This is a genomic window from Bacillus salacetis (assembly GCF_003581585.1).
Lineage (GTDB): Bacteria > Bacillota > Bacilli > Bacillales > Bacillaceae_B > Rossellomorea > Rossellomorea salacetis.
This window is the reverse complement of sequence record NZ_QXIR01000027.1, coordinates 34,346-57,761: the sequence shown is the minus strand read 5'-3', so window position 1 is coordinate 57,761 and position 23,416 is coordinate 34,346. Positions and strand designations below refer to the sequence as shown.

The 23,416-nt window shown below is 43.1% G+C and carries 21 protein-coding genes and 1 tRNA gene; 14 read left to right on the top strand and 8 right to left on the bottom strand.

The window, feature by feature from the left end; genetic code table 11:
• Positions 1-2 precede the first annotated feature (2 nt).
• Both D3H55_RS24465 and D3H55_RS17270 read left to right on the top strand, forming a co-directional pair.
• Complete coding sequence (locus D3H55_RS24465; protein WP_119548572.1) at positions 3-527, top strand: hypothetical protein; 525 nt, start codon at positions 3-5, stop codon at positions 525-527.
• A gap of 23 nt (positions 528-550) precedes the next feature.
• The gene (locus D3H55_RS17270) at positions 551-1,435 is read left to right on the top strand and encodes an MBL fold metallo-hydrolase (protein WP_119548571.1); all 885 of its coding nucleotides are present in this window, start codon (positions 551-553) and stop codon (positions 1,433-1,435) included.
• Positions 1,436-1,614: 179 nt separating this feature from the next.
• Here D3H55_RS17270 and D3H55_RS17265 read toward each other — a convergent pair whose 3' ends face one another.
• The 4 genes from D3H55_RS17265 to D3H55_RS17250 all read right to left on the bottom strand — a co-directional run bounded on the left by D3H55_RS17265 (position 1,615) and on the right by D3H55_RS17250 (position 4,397).
• On the bottom strand, positions 1,615-2,289 hold the full coding sequence (locus D3H55_RS17265; protein ID WP_119548570.1) for a DUF421 domain-containing protein: 675 nt from the start codon (positions 2,287-2,289) through the stop codon (positions 1,615-1,617).
• 128 nt (positions 2,290-2,417) lie between these two features.
• Complete coding sequence (locus D3H55_RS17260; protein ID WP_420808765.1) at positions 2,418-2,837, bottom strand: GNAT family N-acetyltransferase; 420 nt, start codon at positions 2,835-2,837, stop codon at positions 2,418-2,420.
• Positions 2,838-2,849: 12 nt separating this feature from the next.
• Entirely contained in the window at positions 2,850-3,365 is a 516-nt protein-coding gene (locus tag D3H55_RS17255; protein WP_119548568.1) for a YjcG family protein, read from the bottom strand.
• A 306-nt stretch (positions 3,366-3,671) separates the two neighbouring features.
• Positions 3,672-4,397: an alpha/beta hydrolase gene (locus D3H55_RS17250; protein ID WP_205685505.1), complete on the bottom strand. Its 726-nt coding sequence runs from the start codon at positions 4,395-4,397 to the stop codon at positions 3,672-3,674.
• 258 nt (positions 4,398-4,655) lie between these two features.
• Between D3H55_RS17250 and D3H55_RS17245 the strand changes: the two genes are divergently transcribed.
• Positions 4,656-5,210, top strand: coding sequence for a phosphatidylglycerophosphatase A family protein (locus D3H55_RS17245; RefSeq protein WP_119548566.1), 555 nt, complete (start codon positions 4,656-4,658; stop codon positions 5,208-5,210).
• Positions 5,211-5,342: 132 nt separating this feature from the next.
• On the opposite strand, the gene D3H55_RS17240 is transcribed toward D3H55_RS17245, so the two are convergent.
• Complete coding sequence (locus D3H55_RS17240; RefSeq protein WP_119548565.1) at positions 5,343-5,600, bottom strand: hypothetical protein; 258 nt, start codon at positions 5,598-5,600, stop codon at positions 5,343-5,345.
• A 152-nt stretch (positions 5,601-5,752) separates the two neighbouring features.
• On the opposite strand from D3H55_RS17240, the gene D3H55_RS17235 reads away from it, so the two are divergent.
• Positions 5,753-5,824: transfer RNA gene (locus D3H55_RS17235), tRNA-Val, on the top strand.
• Between the two features lie 49 nt (positions 5,825-5,873).
• On the opposite strand, the gene kynA is transcribed toward D3H55_RS17235, so the two are convergent.
• Positions 5,874-6,716, bottom strand: coding sequence for a tryptophan 2,3-dioxygenase (kynA, locus tag D3H55_RS17230; RefSeq protein ID WP_119548564.1), 843 nt, complete (start codon positions 6,714-6,716; stop codon positions 5,874-5,876).
• Between the two features lie 295 nt (positions 6,717-7,011).
• Here kynA and D3H55_RS17225 point away from each other — a divergent pair, with 295 nt between their 5' ends.
• From D3H55_RS17225 to D3H55_RS17215, 3 genes are all read left to right on the top strand, one after another.
• The gene (locus D3H55_RS17225; RefSeq protein ID WP_119548563.1) at positions 7,012-8,064 is read left to right on the top strand and encodes a M42 family metallopeptidase; all 1,053 of its coding nucleotides are present in this window, start codon (positions 7,012-7,014) and stop codon (positions 8,062-8,064) included.
• A gap of 556 nt (positions 8,065-8,620) precedes the next feature.
• The gene (locus D3H55_RS17220) at positions 8,621-9,646 is read left to right on the top strand and encodes a DmpA family aminopeptidase (protein WP_119548562.1); all 1,026 of its coding nucleotides are present in this window, start codon (positions 8,621-8,623) and stop codon (positions 9,644-9,646) included.
• A gap of 100 nt (positions 9,647-9,746) precedes the next feature.
• A complete protein-coding gene (locus tag D3H55_RS17215) occupies positions 9,747-11,216 on the top strand; it encodes a UDP-N-acetylmuramoyl-L-alanyl-D-glutamate--2,6-diaminopimelate ligase (protein WP_119548561.1) in 1,470 nt (489 codons plus the stop codon).
• A 231-nt stretch (positions 11,217-11,447) separates the two neighbouring features.
• On the opposite strand, the gene D3H55_RS17210 is transcribed toward D3H55_RS17215, so the two are convergent.
• A complete protein-coding gene (locus tag D3H55_RS17210) occupies positions 11,448-12,521 on the bottom strand; it encodes an FUSC family protein (RefSeq protein WP_119548560.1) in 1,074 nt (357 codons plus the stop codon).
• A gap of 297 nt (positions 12,522-12,818) precedes the next feature.
• Positions 12,819-14,036 carry a NupC/NupG family nucleoside CNT transporter gene (locus tag D3H55_RS17205; RefSeq protein WP_119548559.1) on the bottom strand — a complete coding sequence of 406 codons (1,218 nt, stop codon included), beginning with the start codon at positions 14,034-14,036 and terminating at the stop codon, positions 12,819-12,821.
• 212 nt (positions 14,037-14,248) lie between these two features.
• On the opposite strand from D3H55_RS17205, the gene D3H55_RS17200 reads away from it, so the two are divergent.
• From D3H55_RS17200 to D3H55_RS17175, 7 genes are all read left to right on the top strand, one after another.
• A complete protein-coding gene (locus D3H55_RS17200; protein ID WP_240628641.1) occupies positions 14,249-14,485 on the top strand; it encodes a YueH family protein in 237 nt (78 codons plus the stop codon).
• Between the two features lie 87 nt (positions 14,486-14,572).
• On the top strand, positions 14,573-16,141 hold the full coding sequence (locus D3H55_RS17195) for a peptide chain release factor 3 (RefSeq protein WP_119548557.1): 1,569 nt from the start codon (positions 14,573-14,575) through the stop codon (positions 16,139-16,141).
• Between the two features lie 100 nt (positions 16,142-16,241).
• On the top strand, positions 16,242-16,373 hold the full coding sequence (locus tag D3H55_RS25305) for a hypothetical protein (protein ID WP_276310252.1): 132 nt from the start codon (positions 16,242-16,244) through the stop codon (positions 16,371-16,373).
• Positions 16,366-17,157 carry a nuclease-related domain-containing protein gene (locus D3H55_RS17190; RefSeq protein ID WP_119548556.1) on the top strand — a complete coding sequence of 264 codons (792 nt, stop codon included), beginning with the start codon at positions 16,366-16,368 and terminating at the stop codon, positions 17,155-17,157. Before D3H55_RS25305 ends, D3H55_RS17190 begins: the two co-directional genes overlap by 8 nt.
• A 628-nt stretch (positions 17,158-17,785) precedes the next feature.
• Complete coding sequence (locus tag D3H55_RS17185) at positions 17,786-18,814, top strand: EAL domain-containing protein (RefSeq protein ID WP_119548555.1); 1,029 nt, start codon at positions 17,786-17,788, stop codon at positions 18,812-18,814.
• Between the two features lie 211 nt (positions 18,815-19,025).
• Positions 19,026-22,106 (top strand): efflux RND transporter permease subunit, encoded by a 3,081-nt coding sequence (locus tag D3H55_RS17180; protein ID WP_119548554.1) that lies wholly within the window; start codon positions 19,026-19,028, stop codon positions 22,104-22,106.
• Between the two features lie 122 nt (positions 22,107-22,228).
• Complete coding sequence (locus D3H55_RS17175; protein ID WP_119548553.1) at positions 22,229-23,317, top strand: SDR family oxidoreductase; 1,089 nt, start codon at positions 22,229-22,231, stop codon at positions 23,315-23,317.
• Positions 23,318-23,416 lie beyond the last annotated feature (99 nt).

Below are 23,416 nucleotides of genomic sequence, written 5' to 3'. Positions count from 1 at the left end.
AAGTGAGATGGAATGGAGGGAGGGCGCCAGGTACCAGGCAAATAAGAGAAATAATGATGAATAAACCATTTATTGAAACAGATATGGCAACAATGAAAGGTCAATCACACAATCGTCATTACTTCATAAAAAGTACAATACTCAAAAAAATTTCTTTTCACCCGCGCAAATGCATACTCTTCTCCGTATTTAATAGTAATAGAAAGAGAGTTTATGTTTATTCTCGAGCGGGAAATGAAATGAAAAGCGAGGTGAGTATAATGGGATACATTGCACCGGTCCCTCATTATCAATATATGCAGTATGCGGAGCGTGAAATCAGCAAGGATTACGACCCTTTTACATTTATGCCCGTCACTAGGATCCGTCCGCTGGTGAATAAAGACCAGCAATACGATGGTTCTCTTTCAGACGGTAATATAGAAAAATTCGGGAATCGAAAAAGAAGCAGCAAGAGTGAACACATTTCATCTGAGTTTTTAGCAGATATTACAGGAAAAGGGAAGTACGTTAACGAATATGTATAAAAAACGGAAAGGATGTATTTCCCTTGGAACTGAGAAAAATCAATGAAAACTGCTATTATTTTTCTTCTGCGGTCAATGCAGGGTATATCCTCAACGAGGGGGAAGGGATGCTCATCGATACAGGAATCGATGATTCTTCCATAAAAAAAATGCTTAAAATCTTGCTGCAGGAGAACCTTCCTTTGGATTACTGCATTATTACACATGCCCATACTGATCACTTTGGAGGAGCCTCTTACTTGAAGAAAAAGGGAATAAAATTATTTGCTCCCGTATTCGAGAAAGCCATTATGGAAAATCCATTGCTGGAACCGGTATATTTATGGAATGGGGCATTCCCATTGAAGGAATTAAGGAACAAATTTCTGGAAGGAAAGCCGGTAGAAATTGATGAATGGTTTTCACCTGGAGAAATGAAAGTAGGGGCATTCAAACTGGAAGCCCTTCATCTTCCAGGGCACAGCATCGGACAAGCGGGCATTGTGTATAACGATATTCTTTTCGCTGCTGATTCTTACTTCGGGCAGGAAGCTTTGGAAAAACATATCGTTCCATTTATTACAGATGCCCAGAGAACAATTGAGACACTGGAAAGAATAATGAGCCTTTCGGTTGAAGGGGCTGTACCCGGGCATGGTGAGCTGGAGAGAGATATAACGGCCACTATTGAAGCGAACATCTCATTACATAACAAATTATTGGGCCAGATAATAGATATTGCAGGAAACAGCAAGCGGGATTTCGATTGTATGCTGAAGGAGTTCCTGGATCTAAACGGAATTGATGCCGGGTCACTTGGACAGTATTTACTTTATCGAACAAGCTTCACAGCTTATCTTACCAAGTTAGTGAGTGATGGAATATTGAAGGTCACTCTGGAAAAGAATAAGATATATATTAGTAAATAGGAGAGGGCCCAAGAGGCCTTTTTATTTTTTTCGCGTTTTGCCAAAATTGGTGCTTTGTGAAAAGATCCTGGGTTTTCTCCTGTGAAAAGAAAGACCAGATCTTTAATCCCTGCTTAGCAGGAATTTGCAGGTACAACGGGGTGGCAATAAGTTCACATTAACAGGCCTTACAAAAAGATTTAGTAGCCTTGAAGCAGCAACTCTTTTCCATCCTGCCATTCACCAAACAAAACGTCCCTTGCAGACGTGAATCCTTTCTTGTGAAGTTCACTGACCAGCCAATTTTCATCGACATCGATCATCTTCAAGTTATCATAAATGATTTCTCCGTCGAGGATAACCGAAATGGGGATGGCTGCCGACGCAGGTGCAAGATTTAAATCCTGTTTTTGTACAGAAGCATACAACGGTTTCTTAATAACACTCAAGCTTCCATCAGTCTCAAGGATGGCATACTCACATTCACGCACGGAAAATACGTCTTTTGCACGCAGCAGCTGCTGAAGCTGATTGAGATCGAGGTGATTCTTTTTCAATTCCTTAAATTCGATCTGCCCTTTTCTGATGATGATGGATGGGGTATTTTCAAACAGATGCCTTAACCTACGTGACCGTTGCGTGAGCTTCTCAGTAAGAAAAATCAAACCGCCCCAGATCGAAATGGCAAAAAGGATTTCTTTTACCCCTTCCTTATTATCATAAAGAGAATTTCCCACAAGTTCCCCAAGGATAATCGCTGATATGAAATCGAAAGGAGTAATCTGTGAGATCTGTGTCTTTCCCAATACTTTAGTCAATATAAGAAGTGCAACAAAGCCCACGATAAGTTCAAAGGCAATTTCCAAATAATCCATAGTGTTTCTCCCGTTTCCAATTGAGTTATTTATTATTCATTCTCAACAAAACCCTGGAGATTTATTCAGTTGTTAAGATGACTTGGAACAAAAAACAACCGTGTTCCAGCATAGGAACACGGTTGTACTTATTTCAATTCTTTTTTCATGGATTTATGGGGAATCCCGGCATCGAGGAATTCACCTGATGTAACAGAGTAGCCAAGATTTTCATAGAATGGAATGGCATGTGTCTGTGCATTCAGGATCAAGGCAGGGATATCCTTGCTTCTCGCATGATCCTCTATGAAATTCATGATCAGTTTCCCGGCGCCTTTTCCGCGTGCACTGGAAAGTACACATATACGTTCGACTTTTCCTTGGCCATCCTTTACACGAAATCTTCCGGCACCGACTGGTTCCCTCTCATCATACAAGACAAAATGAGCGGAAGAGTTCTCGAATTCATCTATTTCTTCTTCTAAAGGTACGTTCTGTTCACCAACAAATACTTCTTTGCGGACAAGCATGGCATCATTCAGTTCTTTGTCGGTTTTCACTAGAATCATTTCCAAAGCAGTCTATTCCTTTCCCAGGCGGAATGTTTCATATACTGTCCATGAGCCATTTTCAAGCTGATAGAGCAGGTGGAAACGATCCACTGTTTCTTGATAATCGACCCCCATCATTCTGAGGGAACCGAATACGTCCGAGTGTTCATCATCCGAGAGGTTTTGGGCTACGGTGATGTGCGGCACGAATGCATATTCCGGTTCTTGACCATTGAACTCAGGAGAGTGCATGTCATCATGCAGTCCTTCCAATTCGGGAGTGGACTCCACTTTGAAGTAGATAACATTGTTCACCGGCTGAAAAGAACTGACCCTGTAGACTTTCAGGTTGAACGGATCATAATTCTTGGCGATGTCCCTTAACTTGTTGGCAATGTCCTTTATTTCACTATCATCTGCAGAAAAAACATTCTTAAGAGTCAAGTGGGGAGTGATTAGCGCGTAATGGGGATCATAACGCTTCCTGTAGGCATTGGCTTTATCCTGAAGCGATTTAGATGGAAAAATAACGACACCATAATTCATAAATGTTACCTCCTTAGTTCGAGAAGTTCGATAAATTCAAAATAATTTAATATATCAGTTATTATAGCACAAAAAAGTAAGAAATTAACTAGAGCGAAAGGTGGTATTCTGATAGCGAGTTTAAGAGAAGGTTTGTTACCAGGCAAGCATTCAGTCATTCTTCATATATCTTGCCTGGGAAAACAATTCATGAAGCTTTGCCAGCCTCTGAATTGTTCCCTGCCAGGCATCCATTCAGAGGTGCCGAAAAGTAAATGGAAAATGAATTAGAATGACAATAATTATTATGCCATACTTTCTGATGTCTTATGAGAACATATGCTTTAGCGCACGCTTTAAGTCTGGCTGCCAATGCTTCCAGGTATGGTCTCCGTCGAATTCCTCATAAAAGGTGGAGAAATTCTCTTTCTCAAACAGTTCATGAAGCTCCCTGTTCGGGCTCAGGAAATCAGCGGTTTCCCCGTTTGTGGTCTTGACCTCGGTTTCACCTTTCCCGATGATATGGTAGATATCCAATAGATGAGGCTGTCCATTCCGCTTTACTGCGTCAAGGACTTTATCATTGACAAAAGGTGACTGGAGGATGACCTTTCCAAAAGTATTAGGATATTTTAATGCGGCCATCAAAGATACAGAAGCACCAAGTGAATCACCTATCAGTGCCCTTCCCATCCCCATATGGTACACAGGATATTGTTCATCAAGGTATGGCACTAGTTCATGGCCTAAAAACCTGATATAGGCCGCATTCTCTTCACCGTCCGGGTGGTACTTCCTGCGGCGGTCATGGACATCCTTATAGGGGATTGCAACGATGATCATATTTTCAATTTCCTGATTGCCGATCAATTCATCAGCCAGCCTTGGGAGCCTTCCTAATTGGAAATAATCCTTCCCGTCCTGACAGATTAATAAAGAATATTTATATAATGGCGAATAGGAAGGAGGCAAATAGACAAGCATGTTAATTTCTTCATTCAATTCTTTACTGAAGAGGCTTATTTCATTGATCGTTCCTCTAGAAGCTGACATTATAAGTGACCTCCTTATATTATAGTTTGTTCAATTTACTGGGTTATTCTTTCAAGGCATTTGCGAAAAGCCTTCCAAAAAAGATTGTACCATATTTATTTCTTAAAATCCCTGCAACCGCTCACATCATCCATTGTTTTACCCCGGCAGGTTTTAAAGGTCAGGTCTTTGTGAAAAGTATAAGAGGTTGGCAGTTTCATATTCGGTGAAGTGTCAGTATAATGTGAAAAAAGGATAGGTTAACTTAGGAGGGGAATCATGTCTAAAATCGTACATTCTAAAGATGTTACATATGCAGCCAGACAGAAACTCGAGGAAAGAGGTGTTTCGGTAGAAGATATAGCAGACATCGTCTTTCAAATGCAATACCCTTATCATCCGGAGCTTGAAATGTCGGATTGCATAGAGAGTGTTGAGAAGGTCTTGCTAAAGAGGGAAATCCAGCATGCGATACTTGTTGGGATTGAACTGGATGTCCTGGCAGAGAAGAAACAGCTTTCGGAACCGCTGCAATCAATCGTCGAGACGGATGAAGGCCTGTTCGGGGTCGATGAAACCATTGCCCTGGGAGCTGCACTTGGGTATGGCAGTATCGCCGTTACTACCTTCGGCCATCTTGATAAAAATAAAATCGGTGTAATCCGCGACCTCGATACAAAGAACGGAGAAGGTATCCACACCTTCCTGGACGACATGGTGGCAAGCATTGCAGCCAACGCAGCGTCAAGGATAGCCCACAGGCTGCGGGATGAAGAGGAACAATTCAGCGATGAACAAATCAAGGCACACGATGAAGAGGAAATCATCGGATAGCAGATTCCCCCGTTAAATGTACGGGGGATTTCTTAAGTTGGATATCTATCTGCCTTGTATTGATTTTCAGGGAAGGGTATATTCGCAATTGTTGATTGACTAATGCCAATTACAAAAAGCTCAATCCCTATATCATAAATCAATTTTTCCGTACCTTGGAACATTCCAGGTTGAGGGATTTTTTCGGAAACAGCCTTTGGGAAAGGCAGCAAGAATATTTTCCGTCCTGAACGTGCGGAACTGCTTCCTCATGCAGCAAAATGCCCTGATATGATCTTTTTCGATTTTCATGATCAGGATGGATCGCTGGGTAAAAACATTCTCCTCGGTTCTGTAAATAATCTCCACTTGTGTATTGTCCGCAAAAGCTCTCTTCAAAATCTTTTCCATAGGAGTGTCTCCTTTTAACAGAAGATAAGTAGTCTCAGTTTACGCGAACATCCGTTCTTTTATTCCGTTGTTGAATAAAAATAGTAAAGAGTGTATTGACAAGTGCGGATTTTTTCATATAATAGAGTATGTAGCAAAAATGCTGATAACACGATCTGATAGTTCAGCGGGAGAATACATCCTTGACAGGGATGGGGTCGGGGGTTCGAATCCCTCTCAGATCATACCAAAGAGGGCTGCTTTTCAAATATGAAAAGCAGCCCTCTTTTTTGTTTACAATTTGGTGCGTACATCCCAAAGTTCAGGGAAGAATCGATGGTCAAGGACTTTTTTGAGGTAGCCGACCCCTGATGATCCTCCTGTCCCTTTTTTGTGCCCGATGATTCTCTCGACTGTTTTCATATGCCGGAATCGCCATTGCTGAAGCCAGTCTTCTATATCGATCAGCTTCTCGGCAAGCTCGTAAAGGTCCCAGTATGTTTCAACATTTTTATATACAGTGATCCAGGCATCTTCTACTGATTGTTGATATTCATAAGGAGAGGTATAGTCCCTGTTCAGCACTTCATCAGGGATATCCAATCCTGCTCTTGACAGCGCCAGGATGGCTGCATCGTAAATGCCCGACTTCTTATACGCTTCCAGCAGTTCCCCGTGAAGCTTTTGATCCTTTTTATAGATTTCCAGTACATGCTTAGTTTTGTAGCCAAGCTTGAACTCAATCATTCGATATTGGTAGGATTGGAAGCCGGATGCCTGGCCGAGCTTTTCACGGAATTCCATATATTCAGCTGGAGTCAAAGTAGACAGTACATCCCAGGCCTGGATGATTTGGGATTGAATCTTTGACACCCTTGCAAGCATCTTGAATGCCAGGGAAAGTTCTCCTTTTTTTATTAGAACAATACTCGCCTCAAGCTCATGCAGGATAAGCTTCATCCACAATTCGCTTACCTGATGGATGATGATGAACAGCATTTCATCATGATGCCCTGAAAGCCTTTTCTGGCTTGAAAGGAGTGAATCCAGCTGAAGGTAATCACCATAAGTCATCTTCTCCAAAAAATCTGTATGTATATCTTTATCAAAAATAGTTGGCTCTTTATCTTCTCCCATATTTATCCCTCCTGAAATGAATACAATTGCTGTTCCTATACAGACTTCGATTAAAAATGTCATATTCCTTCAAATTTAACGGCAGTTTGGCATAAAAGGCAGATTGCCAAACAAACTTATTAATTTGTTTGGATAATGCGGGTTCTTCACCCGGATGCAGCTCGTTTTGGTTTTTCCCATTCAACAACAGAGATAAAGAAAAAGTGTAAAAAGTTGGATTGAACAATAGCGGAAATTTTCATACTCTTCCCCTTTTGGGCTATAATGAGAGAAAAGGGGAAAGGAGAATAGATAGATGACTACATATCCAAACACCAAAAACACTATGGAACTTATTGAACAGCTGGTTTCAATCCCGAGTCCTTCCGGAAATACAAACACGATTATATCGTTCGTGGAGGATTATCTGAAATCGGCCGGTTATGAAATGTACAGGAACAGAAAAGGCGGCTTGATCGTCTCAATACCGGGGGAGGATGACAGCAGGCACCGTATGCTGACTGCCCACGTAGACACGCTGGGTGCAATGGTGAAAGAAATCAAGGGTGATGGCCGCATGAGGCTTTCCATGATTGGCGGCTACCGATGGAATGCAGTGGAAGGGGAGTACTGCACAATTGAAACTTCTTCCGGAAAAACATTTACCGGGACAATCCTGATGCATCAAACCTCTGTACATGTTTACAAAAATGCAGGCGAGGCAAAGCGTGACGATGTGAATATCGAAGTCCGTATTGATGCAAGAGTCTCAAACCCCGCCGAGGTAAGGGAGCTAGGAATAGAAGTAGGAGACTTTGTTTCCTTTGATCCTCGTGCAGAAATCACAGATACAGGTTATATCAAATCAAGGCATCTCGATGACAAAGCCAGTGTGGGAATGCTTCTTCAGCTGATAAAGAAAATCAAAGAAGACAATATCAAGCTTCCATATACAACTCATTTCCTCATTTCTAATAACGAAGAAATCGGTTACGGCGGAAACTCCAATATCACCCCTGAGACGGTGGAATATCTTGCGGTAGATATGGGGGCACTTGGGGATGGACAGTCTTCAGATGAATATACTGTTTCGATTTGTGCGAAAGATTCAAGCGGTCCCTACCACTTTGGCCTGAGGCAGCATCTGGTGAAACTTGCACAAGAAAATGACCTGGAGTACAAAGTGGATATTTACCCATACTACGGCTCGGACGCATCTGCTGCCATCCGTTCCGGCCATGATATCATTCATGGATTGGTAGGAGCGGGGATTGATGCTTCCCATGCATATGAAAGAACGCATGAAACATCCCTGTATAACACAGAGAAACTTCTATACCATTATGTTCAGTCAGAAATGGTTGAGTAAAAGCAGAAACACAAAGAGGCCGATCCGAATGATTGGCTTCTTTTCTGTTTTACGGCATTTTCCTCCCCATCTCGCTGCTATTTAAAACGCTCTTTTCGTAAACTTTGTTGCTATTTACTATATAGTTCAAATAATATCCTGGTAATTCACCGAAAAACCCCCGGTAAACAAGAAAGAAAAGAGCTACTCTACCCTTTTGGGGTGAAAGACCTTGGAATACATGGGAAAAATCCGGCTCTTGGGATTTTTTCGAAAGCAACAATTAATGTGAAAACAGCCATTTAAAAACAGCATATAACAGGATGGACGGATATTACCCTGGGTCAGTTCGTGTGATTGTATACACGATAGAAAGTCCTCTCGGATATAAACCAGGTCCATGATCACCGGTCAATATGCTATAACGGAGGAAATGTTTGTAATAGATCTCTGCCGGGAAAAGCAGAGCTCCATTTAGATTTCATTTCAAAAGAAATATAATAGGGAAAAAACTTGAATTATTCTAAATAAAATAAGAAGATGGTAATAACTAGAAAAGGAATAAAGAGGTGAAGGGATGAATACTTTGTTTTCAATAGGCGTATTGCCTAAGGGCCAAAACAATTGTATTACAGACGTAGCCGGAGTGAAGGCAGGTCATATCACTCTGTCTGAGGACAAAGGTAATGGTGTGAAAGTGCAAACAGGCGTCACAGCCGTGCTGCCTCACGGCAAAAATTTATTCCAACATAAAGTACGTGCCGCTAGCTATGTCATCAATGGTTTTGGGAAAACAACCGGGCTGATCCAAGTGGATGAATTGGGGCTTTTGGAATCACCCATCATGCTGACCAATACTTTTTCAGTTGGAAATGTTTGGCAGGGAACAATGGACTATATGCTCGAAAACACACCTGAGATAGGGGAAAGCGCAGGTTCAATTAATATTGTCGTAGGTGAATGCAATGACAGCTTCCTTAACTCTGTAAGGCTTCAGGCGGTTCAGCCGTATCATGCCGCAGAAGTAATCAAGGCGGCGAGCAGCAGTCCATGTGAAAATGGAGCTGCAGGAGCAGGTGCCGGTACTCTTTGCTTAGGGTTTAAAGGAGGGATCGGAACTGCCTCGAGACTTATAGAAGCCGAAGGAAACCAATTTACAGTCGCCGCCCTGGTGCAGACCAATTTTGGCAGAAGAGAGGAAAACCGGTTCCTTGAAAATAAATTAAAACCGGCAGGCGAAAAGCTGCCTGACGGATCGATTATGATCATTCTTGCCACAGATGTCCCGTTATCAGACAGACAGCTGAAAAGACTGGCTAAAAGGGCTAGTGTAGGACTTTCCAGGTCGGGGAGCCATATCCACCATGGAAGCGGTGATATCGTCATAGCTTTCACCACTGAGAATCAGGTGAACCATACACAGGGAGATCTATTCGAAAGTGTCAAAACAATCAGGGAAGACCACCCTGTCATGAATAAGATTTTTCAGGGAGTGGCTGAATCCGTGGAAGAAGCGATTTTGTCGTCAATATACTTTGCTGAGGAAACGACGGGCAGGAATGGCAGGAGTGCTCCATCTTTTGGGAACCATTTCAATGGCTGAATTTGCTTTTTAGGAAAGTGGGCTCTTTTTCTTCTCAATTTACCGGTGGTAATATAAAATAGAAGATAATTGATTTCAACACATTGTGAGGTTATTGAAAATGAATACATATGAATTATTATCGAGCTTAAAAGTGAGGACCACTTATGGTGAACTTCCTTCCAATATTTCAAAACTGCACGTTGACTCCCGTAAAGTCAGGGAAGGCGATGTCTTCATCTGCACAAGGGGATTTACAGTGGACGGCCATGATTTCGCCAATGATGCAGTGGAAAAAGGCGCGGTGTTAATCATCGCCGAAAAGCAGCTGGACATCGATTTGGAAAAAGCTGCCCTCGTAGTGGTTAAGGACACATTTAAAGCCATGGCACTGCTTGTCAATAGGTACTATGATTATCCTTCAAGGAAGATGAACGTGATAGGCGTCACGGGAACCAACGGCAAAACAACTGTTACAAACCTTATCCATGCCATTCTGCGGAAAGACGGCCAGCGTTCTGCGCTGTCAGGGACAATCGGGTTTGACCTCGATGGAGAATTGTTTCCAAGTGAAAACACCACTTGTGATGTCATGACCAACCAGGAAATGATCCAGAAGGCATTGGACAGGGATATTGGGAATATGGTCCTGGAGGTCTCTTCTCACGGACTTTCCCTTGGGCGCTTGTGGGGGGTTGATTTTGATGTGGTCACCTTTACCAACCTCAGCCATGACCATCTGGACTATCATCAAACCATGGAGCATTATGGATATGCCAAAGGCCTGCTTTTCTCACAGCTCGGCCAGGACTTGTCCGATTCCAAATACGCTGTTTTGAACAGCGATGATGAATGGTATGAACGATATTCAAGCATGACCGCCCATGAAGTCATCAGCTACGGCCTGGAAGCTTATGCAGATTTTAAGGCTGAAGACATTCAATACTATAACGACTTGACGACATTCAGGTTGCATTCTCCTGAAGGTGCCTTTGAGGTGGAATCGAAGCTTCTGGGAAAATTCAATGTTTATAACATCCTCGCGGCAATGGCGACTTTATATGCTAAAGGGATGCCGGTCGGAAAGCTGGTGGAAATCATCAGGGAGCTCCCTCCAGTCAGCGGAAGGATGGAAAAAGTCATTTCGGATGCCCCTTTATCGATGTATATTGATTATGCACATACACCAGATGCGATTGAAAACGCCATTCAGTCTGTTCTTCCATTCAAAGAAGGAAAGATCATTTTTCTAGTGGGGACCGGGGGCAACAGGGATAAATCAAAGCGCCCTTCCATGGCAGAAAAAGCATCCATTGCCGATTATGTCATCCTGACTACTGATGATCCCCGCTTTGAAAGCTTTGACAGCATCGTCAATGATCTTGGAAAGGGAATGCTGCATGAAAACTATGCGTTGATTGGAGATCGAGAAGAAGCGGTCAAACACGCGGTCGATGTAAGTGAGCCCGGCGACATCATTATCTTTGCTGGTAAAGGCCATGAGGATTATCAAATCATCGAAAATACTAAATACCCGCACAGCGATAAAGAAATTGCCATTCAGCGCTGCAAAGAAAAATACGGGATGTAACAGAAAAAGGGCTGGAGTTTGTGAAACTCCAGCCTTTTATAGTGGTATGGAGACAGCAGCTTGACTAAAAAATTCCCAGGTTACTGAATATGAGGCTGCTGAATGGATATCACGCAATGAATGTTAAAAATCATTCTATAGTCGATGTCGCTAGGGTGTATTGCGAATGGTGTCAGTAGAAATATTCCATCTGTACTTTCTCAGTTTAAGCCCATCAAGCCTCACTGGAAATTATTGTTCCTGAGCCTGCATCAATACTGTATCGTTTCGTTGCTGCATTGCATATATGTGCGATAATTCTTCTGTTAAATCCTGAATGGAGAGCAATTCATAGAGCAGTATTGTCTCTGAAGAAAAGAAGTGGTGGTGATCTGTTTCTTTGACCTCTTTTAATTCCCCTCTGACATGCCAGAATTCTTCAAGTAATTCTTTGTACTTATTGTAGTGCTCATCGGAAATGATGTGCTTTGGATCCTGGATGATTTCAACCAGTGATTGTACAGCATTTATAATTTTTTTCTGTTTCTCTTCTTTCCAATTGATATCATGCTGAGGAAGGAGCATCAAGTTTCCTAAGTGGTAATGGATCTGCCTGAGTATGCTCATCTTCTTGTTTTCATAATGGAAAACCTTCATATCTTTTCTGCTGTACCGATGATATTTCCATTCTTTCCGTTGATAACGGCACAATTTCTCTATCGTATCCATCGACTTATTGACTTCCTCGAATAGAAAGCGGGTCCTGGCTTCGGATTTATTGCCGTATACCAATTCAATAATCCTTGCTTCAAGCAGATTGCCCGTTTTGACGAATAAATTATGAGTCATTGTACTGATCCGCGGTGAATAATTAGGCGGCAATACAAAAATATTGACCAGGGTTGAGACGATCAGGCCAATACTCGTAGTCTCCAACCGTGAAAGAAAGGACAAAAGATAGTGGTCATGAGTAGTTGGAATCATTGCAACAGCTGTCAGGGTGGCCACCAGCATTCCATCCTCAAGGCGCAGCTTAAGGCAAATGACAATCGTAAATAATGTAGCGAGTGTGTAAGACAGCGGGGTATCGCCAAAAAAGAACGTAAACAGCATGGCAAGCCCCGCACCTATTGCGGATGCCGGAAAGCGGACAAGGCCTTTTCTAATGGAGTCCGCTGCAGTTGGCTCAATGGTAACGATGGCAGTAATAACGGCAAAAGCAGGTGGAAGTTCGAGCCAGAAACAGATCAACGCCGTCAAAAAAACGGCAATTGCCGTCTTAATAATCCTGCCGCCTATAATCTTAAATTTCTTTATCTTTAACATCAAAAAATCTCCTTTACTCCTTCTACAAGTATAAAAAAAGATAAGATAGAAAGCAAAAGGCAAATAAAAAGAACCGCAGATTATTCATCTGCGGTCCTTCTATCAGGCTCTTTAAGTCAACTTTGTTGCTATTTAATTTATTTTTCAAATAATATCCTGGTTATTCACCGAAAAATCCCTGTAAACAAGAAAGAAAAGAGCTACTCTCCCTTCGAGTGAAGGACATTGGAATACAGGGGAAAAATCCGGCTCTTGGGATTTTTCAGAAAGCAACAATGAATGCGAAAACAGCCTCTATTAAATAAACATACCAGCAATGGCTGCACTCAATAATGATGCCAATGCCCCGGCGGCAATTGCTTTTAAGCCGAGGCGCGCGATATCCTGGCGGCGGTTCGGTGCAAGGTTGCCAAGCCCGCCAAGCAGGATGCCGAGTGAAGACAAGTTGGCGAAACCGCACAGTGCGAAACTGATGATGGCAGCCGTCTTAGGTGACATCTCATCCATAACTGGAGCAAAGTTTGAATAAGCGACAAATTCGTTGATGACCAGCTTTTGGCCAATGAAGTTACCAGCCTGAACAGCTTCGTTCCACGGAACCCCAATTGCAAAGGCAAGCGGAGAAAAGACATAGCCAAGGATAAGCTCAAGCGACAGGTTGTCTGCTCCAAACCATCCTCCGACAAAACCAAGAATACCATTGATCAATGCAACTAGAGCGATAAATGCAAGAAGCATTGCCCCGATATTCAAAGCTAATTGAAGTCCGACAGAGGCTCCTTTCGCTGCGGCATCTATGACATTTGTGGAATCAGAATCATTTTCCATTTCAAACTCCTTAGGTTCAGGAGCCGTGTCTGTTTCAGGTATGAACAGTTTAGCCATCACCAGACCCGCAGGTGCTGCCATGAAACTGGCTGCGAGCAAGTATTCAAGCGGCACTCCGAGGAGTGAATAACCGATCAATACCGAACCGGCAACAGACGCCAGTCCGCCTGTCATGACTGCAAATAATTCGGATTCAGTCATTTTTGGAAGGAATGGACGTACAACTAAAGGAGCTTCTGTTTGTCCAACAAATATATTGGCAGCTGCTGACATCGATTCAGCTTTTCTAGTGCCAAGAAGCCAGGAAAGGCCTCCTCCGAGAATATAGATGAAGAACTGCATGACTTTCAGATAATACAAAACGGAAATCAACGAGGAAAAGAAAATGACGACAGGCAGAACGTTGAATGCAAAGACCATCGCTATGTTCGATTCTTTCGTATATAGCCCGCCGAAAAGGAAGTTAATTCCCTCATTAGAATAATTGATGATGTTGTTGACAACTTTTGTAAAGTTCTGCAAAGCATCTTGGCCCCAGCCCGTATTCAATACTATGAAAGCAAAGAAAAGCTGAATCGCCAGTCCTCCAAGGACGGTTCTCCAATTAATGGATCGTTTATTCGTTGAGGAAATAAATCCGATCGCCAAAACGACCAAAATACCTATAATACCCCAAATATACTGCAAACCTCTCACCTCTTATGTAATATTCTTGCTAGGTTAGTAAGATTACTTTAAAATTTACTTAATGTAAACCCTTTAATGAGTTTTGGAAATTTTTAATCACTATTATTATGGAGAATTTCATTTTTTTTATCCGAGTGAATTCGGCTATATTTTTATTCAGATTTAATTACCCATGAATTGAGATAATGTCAAGATGAAAAGGAGTAATGAAATTGAAAATAAGAAAAAGTCTTGCGGGCGGGAAGGAACGCAAGGTATTCATTTATGAAAATAAGAAAGAAGAATATTTTATGGTCGCCGTTCCAGATGTGGGATGGTCGGCTGATTTCACATACGAAACCGAGAATCTAAAGGAAATCCTGGAAAAGTCTCTGTATCCTGCTGCAGGGACCATGGAAGAAGCAGGGGAATTGGCTCAAAGGATTTTCAATTGGACAAGGGAAATGTAGTATGGGCTCCATGTTTATATTGCAAATGAGAATAGGAAAGAATATGATGAAAACGTGAGATTTTATAGATGAGAGGGTTATATTTCAATGACGAATTTAAAAGATGAAGTTCTTTCCAGAAGAACCTTTGCTATCATATCGCATCCAGATGCCGGGAAGACGACATTGACGGAACAGCTGCTGCTTTTTGGCGGCGCCATTAGGGCAGCGGGTACAGTCAAAGGAAAAAAGACCGGTAAGTTTGCAACCTCTGACTGGATGGAGATCGAGAAACAAAGAGGAATCTCGGTAACCTCGTCTGTCATGGCTTTCGATTATGACGGTTACCGTGTAAATATACTTGATACACCTGGTCACCAGGATTTCAGTGAAGATACCTACCGTACCCTCATGGCAGTGGACAGCGCAGTCATGATCATCGACTCGGCAAAAGGGATAGAGGCGCAGACCATAAAGCTGTTTAAAGTTTGCCGCATGAGAGGAATTCCTATTTTCACTTTCATCAACAAACTTGACCGCCAAGGCAGGGAGCCGCTGGAAGTCCTTGAAGAGCTCGAAGAAGTTCTGGGAATCGAATCTTATCCGATGAACTGGCCGATTGGTATGGGGAAAGAATTCCTTGGGATTTATGACAGACACTATAACCGGATTGAACAGTTCCGCGTGGGGGACGAAGAAAGGTTCCTTCCGCTCGATGAGAACGGTGAATTGATAGGAGATGCTGAATTGAAGTCTTCAGGACTTTATCAACAGGCATTGGAAGACGTTCAGCTGCTGAATGAAGCCGGCAATGACTTTTCAGAGGAGAAAGTAGCGAATGGTACACTGACCCCTGTATTCTTTGGAAGTGCTTTGACAAACTTCGGGGTTCAGACATTCCTGGAAACCTACCTGCAGTTCGCACCATCCCCTCAGCCGAGAAAATCAGAAGAGGGTCCGGTCGATCCTGTAAAAGAAGAATTTTCAGGATTCATATTCAAAATCCAGGCTAATATGAACCCGGCACACCGGGACAGAATCGCTTTTGTCCGAATCTGCTCAGGCAAGTTCGAGAGAGGGATGAACGTTACCCTTTCCAGGACTGGAAAGTCAATCAAGCTTTCCCAATCTACCCAATTCCTTGCGGATGACCGGAGTACTGTGAATGAAGCTGTCAGCGGGGATATCATCGGCTTGTATGACACAGGCACTTATCAAATCGGCGATACGATCGTCGAAGGGAAAGAAAACATACAGTATGAGAAACTGCCGCAGTTCACCCCGGAACTATTTATGAGGGTGACGGCGAAGAACGTCATGAAGCAGAAGCATTTCCACAAGGGGATTCATCAGCTTGTCCAGGAAGGTGCCATTCAGCTGTACAAAACACTGCGTACAGAAGACATCATTATCGGTGCCGTGGGCCAGCTCCAATATGAGGTATTCGAACATCGCATGAAAAACGAATACAATGTTGATGTCATCATGGAAAACATCGGAGGGAAGATCGCCCGCTGGATCGAAAATGAAGCAGACGTTACAGAATCCATGTCCAGTTCACGCAGCATCCTAGTCAAAGACAGACACGACCGCCTCGTGTTCCTTTTCGAAAATGACTTTGCCATGAGATGGTTCCAGGATAAAAATCCGGATATCAAGCTGTACAGCTTATTATAAAAACAGGAAACAGAGGGAGCAGATGCTCTCTCTCTTTTTTTGTAGCGTTTAATAGTTAACTGGTATAAAATGGTGCAGAAAGGAGAGGTGTGTATTGATAATGAAAGAACGAAAGGAAAAAAAAAGAAACGCAGATACTAAGATCCCTGGATTCCCGGACACATTTGCCCAAAGAAAAGAAGAGGATTCTGGCTTCCCAGCAAAAAGGTTATCAAGGAGAATTGATGTTTGATGAATGGGCTCTTCCCCTGGAACCAAAAATGGTTTTCCTGAATGATCTGCTGCTTGACCATCAAGGCTCCACTTTTCAAATCGACTCCTGTGCCCTCGGCTCTAACACTATCTTCAACTTCGAAGTGAAGAACTTTGAAGGAGATTATAGAATCAAGGACGATAAGTGGCTCGACCCTTCCGGAGAAGAAATCAAAAACCCTTTACTTCAAATACAAAGAGCAGATTCACTTATCCGGCAGAAGACCCGGCAGTCAGGATTCAAGCACAGGGTCGAATCATTCCTCATCTTTATCAACCCTGGCTTTTACCTCTATAATCCACCGCCTGATACGTCCATTATCTACTTCCCTCAATTGTCCAGATTCTTGGAGAAAATCCTAAACCGTTCGATGATCGTTCGCAAAGAAGACCAGAGGCTGGCAGAGAAACTTTTGTCGATGGATATTGAAGAAGATCCATACAGAAGGCTCCCCCCATATCAATTTGAAAACCTACGGAAAGGAATTATTTGTCTTCATTGCCGCAGTTTCTTTCAGTCGGTTACTGGACGATGGCTTATTTGTTCTTACTGCAAAAAGAAAGAAACGACTGCCGCCGCGATATTGCGGACAACAGAAGAGTTCAGGCTTTTGTTTCCGGGTGAGAAAGTGACTACGGGGATGATCTATGAGTTTTGCGGGGTGGTTGAGGACAAAAGAACGGTTAGGAAAGTTCTATTAACAAACTTTGAAATGATAGGTATTAGAAATCATGCTTATTATGTTGAAAAGCTTAAATTGTAATGGAAAAATGGTTTCAAGGACACGAACCCCAAAAAAGGCACCCAAAAGTGTCTTGAAGAAGAGTTTCAAGGACACGAACCCCAAAAAAACGACCCAAAAGTGTCTTGAAAAAGAGTTTCAAGCACACGAACCCCAAAAAAGGCAACCCAAAGTGTCTTGAAGAAGGGTTTCAAGGACACGACCATCAAAAAAGCCAACCAAAAATGTCTTGAGGAAGTGTTTCAAGGACACGAACACCAAAAAAACGACCCAAAAGTGTCTTGAAGATGAGTTTCAAGGACACGAACCCCAAAAAAGGCAACCCAAAGTGTCTTGAAGAAGTGTTTCAAGGACACGAACACCAAAAAAACGACCCAAAAGTGTCTTGAAGATGAGTTTCAAGGACACGAACCCCAAAAAAGGCAACCAAAAGTGTCTTGAAAAAGGATTTCAAGGACAAGACCACCAAAACAGCGTCCTAAAAATGTCTTGAAGATGAGTTTCAAGGCAACGAACTCCAAAAAACAGTGTTTTAGAAAAACTTTTCTGGCAAGGAGCCCGAAAAAAGCTTAATCAACCTACTAATGTTACAATAAAACTAGTAAAATAGTACGATAAAATAAATCATAAGAACAGGAGAACAAAGCGGATGAAAAACACATGCGTAAACTGCGGGGTCTCGATTCCTTTTTATGAAAAGGGATATCTGACCATAAGAGGTGAGGACGAGCTTTCATTCAGCGGCCTCCCATTTAAGAAAGAAAGCTCAAACAGAAGCAGCGACACACACCATTTCAAGTATCAGTCATTCAGTGAATTGCAGGAACTGCTCAAGGTGATGGAAGAATACTCACCTGCGGTCAGCCAGTGGGAAGCGGGCATATCTGAAGAAATTAAAAACCTTAGGCTCATCCCCTTCAAGGATTTCAAAACAAGAGTGGATCATCGCGAGGCCGTTGAGTTCATCCAACAAGGAAGGCTGGTCAGTCATTTTCAGCCAATAATGGACTTGCGGAATGACAGGGTATATGGGTATGAGTCGCTGCTTCGGTCGGATGACAATGAAATCCAGATATCACCGGGGCGTTTATTCCAAACAGCAAATGAGACAGGGCTTCATTCCTTATTGGACCAGAGAGCGCGTGAAACGGCGATCAGATGCAGGAAAGATCAGCTGCAGAGCGGCATAAAAAGTTTTATCAACTTCCTTCCTTCGACGATCTACAACCCAGAATTCTGTCTTCAGCATACGTTCCATTTTGTAGAGAAATATGGAGTGGATCCGGCTGATCTCGTATTCGAAGTTGTGGAGACAGAAAAAATTGCAGATGTCGACCATTTGAAGAGTGTCTTTGCGGTTTACAGAAGAGAAGGGATGAAAGTGGCGCTTGATGACGTGGGTGCAGGGTTTGCAACACTTGAGATGCTGAGCCAGCTGAAGCCTGATTACGTAAAAATTGACAGATCTTACATAGATCAATGTGACACGATGGCAGAAAAGCAGTCATTTCTTAAGGAAGCAGCCCATATCTCGAAAGAATTGGGTATCCGGGTGCTTGCGGAAGGAATTGAAAGAAAAGAAGAATTGGATTATTGCCGGGCAATTGGGATAGATTTGGCCCAGGGCTACTATATTGGCAAGCCGGCAAAAGAAGCAAGAATCCCTGTCATCATATAATACTTTTCGAGGAGGCTGATTCATATGCCTCTTTTCTTTTTGCCCTTGCCCGGTCTCAGTCCGGGTTGCATCTTTTTTCCTTGAATCTCCTATACTAAATGTGTTGTAGAGAAGCTTAAATGTTGATAGACGGGGGGACAAGAATTATAGTAGGTGTAACTTAAGAAAATAGTCGATTGAAGGCTGTGCTTTTCAGGGAAGGAGATTTTGGATGAAAATAAGTGATTTTTCCATCAGGAGACCGGTTTTTACCATTGTGACAATGTTCCTGATATTGATATTGGGAGGTGTCTCACTCCTTAGAATACCTCTCAAATTGATTCCTGATATCAATCCGCCTGTTGGAGTGGTAGTGACTACCTATGAAGGTGCGGGTCCGACTGAGGTTGTTGAAAAGGTGACTAAGCCCTTGGAAGACAGCCTGGCGACACTGCCTGGGATAAAAAATATCCAATCGACTTCACGAGAAGGATCAAACTTCATCCTCCTCGAGTTTTCATGGACTACTTCTATTGATGAAATACAGGATGAGGTTCTCCAAAGGCTCGATGGCGTTCCACTGCCGGACGATGCAGAAAATCCCCGGTTCCTGAAATTTGATCCTGCTCAATTTCCGATCATTCAGGTTTCCCTGAAAGAAACGGGGGAAGGGGACAACATCCAGGATCTTGCGGATGATTTAAAGCTGGAACTGACAAAGGCAGAGGGAGTGGCAAGCGTCAATGTGTCGGGGGTCAATGCGGACGAGATTGCCATTGAACTCGATCAGGAAAAGCTGAAAGAATACAAGCTGACCCAGAGCGATATTGTGAATTCCATCAGGGCAAATAATGTCACCATGCCCGGAGATACGATTACTGCCGACGATAAGACACTAACGACCAGGGTCATAAGCGAACTCGCCAATGCGGAGGAAATTGCCGGCCTGGTCATGGGTAAAAATCCACAGACAGGCAAGAATATAGTGCTTGGCGATGTAGCGGAAGTCGAACAGAGAAAGCAGGAAAGCAGCACAATTACAAGAGCGGACAGGAATAATGCGGTCCTGCTGAGTGTTTTGCAGGAATCTGATGCCAATACAGCTGAAGTTTCGGACGCCTTTCAGGAAAAACTCAATCAGCTGATGGACCAGGAACGGTATAATAATATTGAGGCTGACATTCTGTTCGACCAGGGTGATTACATTAAAGATGCAATAGGCAATATAGCGAACTCCCTTATTATCGGCGGCGCGTTTGCTATGCTGGTGCTGTTTTTATTCCTGAGAAATGTCAAGAGCCCCCTGATCATTGGTGTGGCGATTCCATACTCAGTCATTGTTACGTTTGTGCTTATGTACTTTGCCGATTTTGCTCTTAACATCATGACTCTTGGTGCTTTGGCATTGGGGATCGGAATGTTGGTGGATAACGCAATCGTAGTCATTGAAAATATTTACCGCCATCTTTCAATGGGAAAAGATCCAAAGCAGGCTGCAAGAGACGGGGCGAAAGAGGTGGGCACAGCCATTACAGCGTCTACCCTGACAACTGTTGCCGTTTTCTTGCCGGTTGTATTCATCTCAGGTTTGATCGGGCAGCTTTTTACTGAGTTTGCCTTGACGATTTCGTTCAGCCTTTTTGCATCCCTGGTGGTGGCATTGACAGTCATCCCCATGCTGGCAAGCAGGATGCTGAAAACTGCCAGAGGGAATCACGAGGCGATCAGAAGGCGATCCAAGTCCATGAATACTTTTGAGAGGAGCATTCACTGGTCCTTGAAACACAGATGGGCAGTACTATTGATCACCACCATTTTCCTTGCTGTCGGGACCTTCGGATTGACGACTGTGGGCACACAATTCCTGCCAGCGACGGATGAAGGATTTTTCAGTATGAATGTAAAGCTGGAAAATGGTTCATCTCTGGAAGAAACGAATTCTGTTGTCCAAGCCATTGAAGAAGAGCTTGGTAAAGAAGAAGCGATCGATGTTTATGTTTCTTTGACAGGGACAAACCAGGAACAGTCATTCAGGGGCCAGTCAAACAGAAATATAGCTGAAATATACGTCAAATTGGATCCTCTTGAAGAAAGGGACATTTCAGTATTCAAGCTTGTGGATGAATTGAAACCACTTGTTGAGGATGCTGCGCGTGAACAGAATCAAACGGCAACTGTAGGGTTTAATCTGCAGTCCACATCCGGGCAAAGTCCGCAGACGCTTACATTCAATGTAAGGGACACAGACAATAAGAGGCTTACCCAAGCTGTTACACAGATTGAAGAAAAGCTTCAGTCTGCAGAATATGTTACGGATGTATCCACCGATCAGAATGAGTTGATCCAGGAAGTGCAGATGAAAGTAAACCGGGAAAGAGCACTGGAGGAAGGTCTTTCGCCTGCCGGGATAGCCCAGACGGTCAATGAGGTAACCCGTGGTGTACCCGCTGCTCAGATTGTGTCCGAAAACGATGAGGTCTTGACGGTTTTTGTCCGCTACGACAGGGAAATCACTGAGAACCTTGACAGCCTTAAAAAGCTGGAGGTCCAAAATGCACAAGGACAATTCGTCCAGCTCGATCAAATAGTCGACTTCAGTATTGAAGAAGGACCTGTCAGCATTCAAAGGATCGACCAGCAGGGTTCTGTGCAATTCACATTGAAGTATTCCTCTGAAACGAACCTGGGAGCGATCTCGAGGATCGTTGATGAAGAGATTGCGGAGCTGGATCTGTCGGACGAAACTGAGATAACATTCTCAGGGGACAGGGAACTCTTGGAAGACTCAATCGATGACATGATCCTGGCCATCGGCTTGGCGATTGTCCTGGTCTACATTGTCATGGCGGCACAGTTCGAGTCATTCAAATATCCATTTGTCATCATGTTTACTGTTCCTCTGATGGTAATCGGCGTGGCGCTGGCACTTACGGTGACCAGGACACCTATCAGTATCTCGGCGGTCATAGGGGTGATTGTGCTTGCTGGTATTGTTGTCAATAATGCGATAGTTATCGTTGATTATATCAACCAAAAGAAAGCAAACGGTACGGACAGTTATGAAGCAATTGTCGAATCGGTAAAAGACAGGGCACGCCCGATCCTGATGACGGCCCTGACTACCATACTTGGATTGCTGCCTCTTGCACTGGGTATCGGACAGGGGACAGAAATCAATCAGCCAATGGGGATCACAGTCATCGGCGGACTATTGAGTTCCACATTATTGACGCTGTATGTCATACCGGTCATCTACAGCCTGTTTGATAAAAATACCAGAAGAATGAAGAGAAAAAGAAGAGCATATAAATAATTGTAAAATAAGAATAACAATTCCCTATTGTCCTTCCACCTCAAGATTGAACATCCAGCTTTCGTTCAATCTTGAGGTTTTTTTGCTTTTTGGCGATGTAAAAAAATAACAGAGGTGAGAATATGGCCAACTATTTCTTAACTGGTTTCCCTGGATTCATTGCCAATGAATTGATTATTGGGCTTTTAAAGGAAAGTGACGAAAATGTTCTATATTGCCTTCATCTTCCTTCCATGAAATCAAAAGCATTGGCCGCAGCCAAAAAATTAGAAAAGGAAGCCGGTATGTCAAAAAAAATCATCCTTCTAGAAGGAGATATCACCCAGAAAGGACTTGGATTAGAGGATGGGAAAAAAGAATTTCTAAAGCGGAATATAGACTTTGTCTGGCATCTGGCTGCAATATATGATCTGTCGGTGGCATATGAGACTGCCTATAGGGTCAATGTGACTGGCACCCTTAATATGAATCATTTCTGTGAAGAGCTGATGAACCTGAAGAGGTATGTATATTTCAGCCCAGCATACATTGCCGGTACACGGACAGGGACGTTGCTGGAGACAGAACTGGAAAGGCCGGAATCATTTCATAACCATTATGAAGAAACGAAATTTGAAGCAGAAATCCTTGTGGAGGAAGTGAAAAAACGCCTGCCTGTCACCATCATCCGTCCTGGAATTGTCAAAGGTAAATCTGATACAGGTGAAACAAGCAAGTTTGATGGTCCCTATTTTATCATGAACATGTTCCGCAGGCTCTCCTTCCTGCCTGTCATCCCAGCAATTGGGGACGGAGAAAGTGTAGTGAATATCGTCCCTGTTGAATACATAATAAGCGCATCCATATATTTGGGGCATCTACCTTCAGGAGAAGGGAAAACCTATCACCTGACAGATCCGCATCCCTATAAAGTCAATGACATCTACCGTTCGATTCTGTGGGAAATGAACAGGAAAAAACCAATCGGAAGGATCCCTCTAAGGTTAGCCTCTTCATCCCTTAAGCTGGCGCCGGTGCGTAAATTTTTGCGTGTGGAAAGGGAAGCGTTGGACTATTTTGCCTGGAAAGGTACATTTGACTGTACAGCCACCATCAGGGATCTCGAGCCGGCAGGAATTGTCTGTACCGATTTTTTGCAAACAGTAGGAAGTATGGTCGGGTTCTATAAGGCGAATTGTGAAAATCCGCAATATCATGTGAAGGTGGATTAACTTTCCTCTGCTCTTGATATGTAAATAAAAGTAATAAGAGTTCCATCTCTGTGCAAACTAAGGTCAGCATGTAATTTGGAGGAGATGGAATGAGAGTAT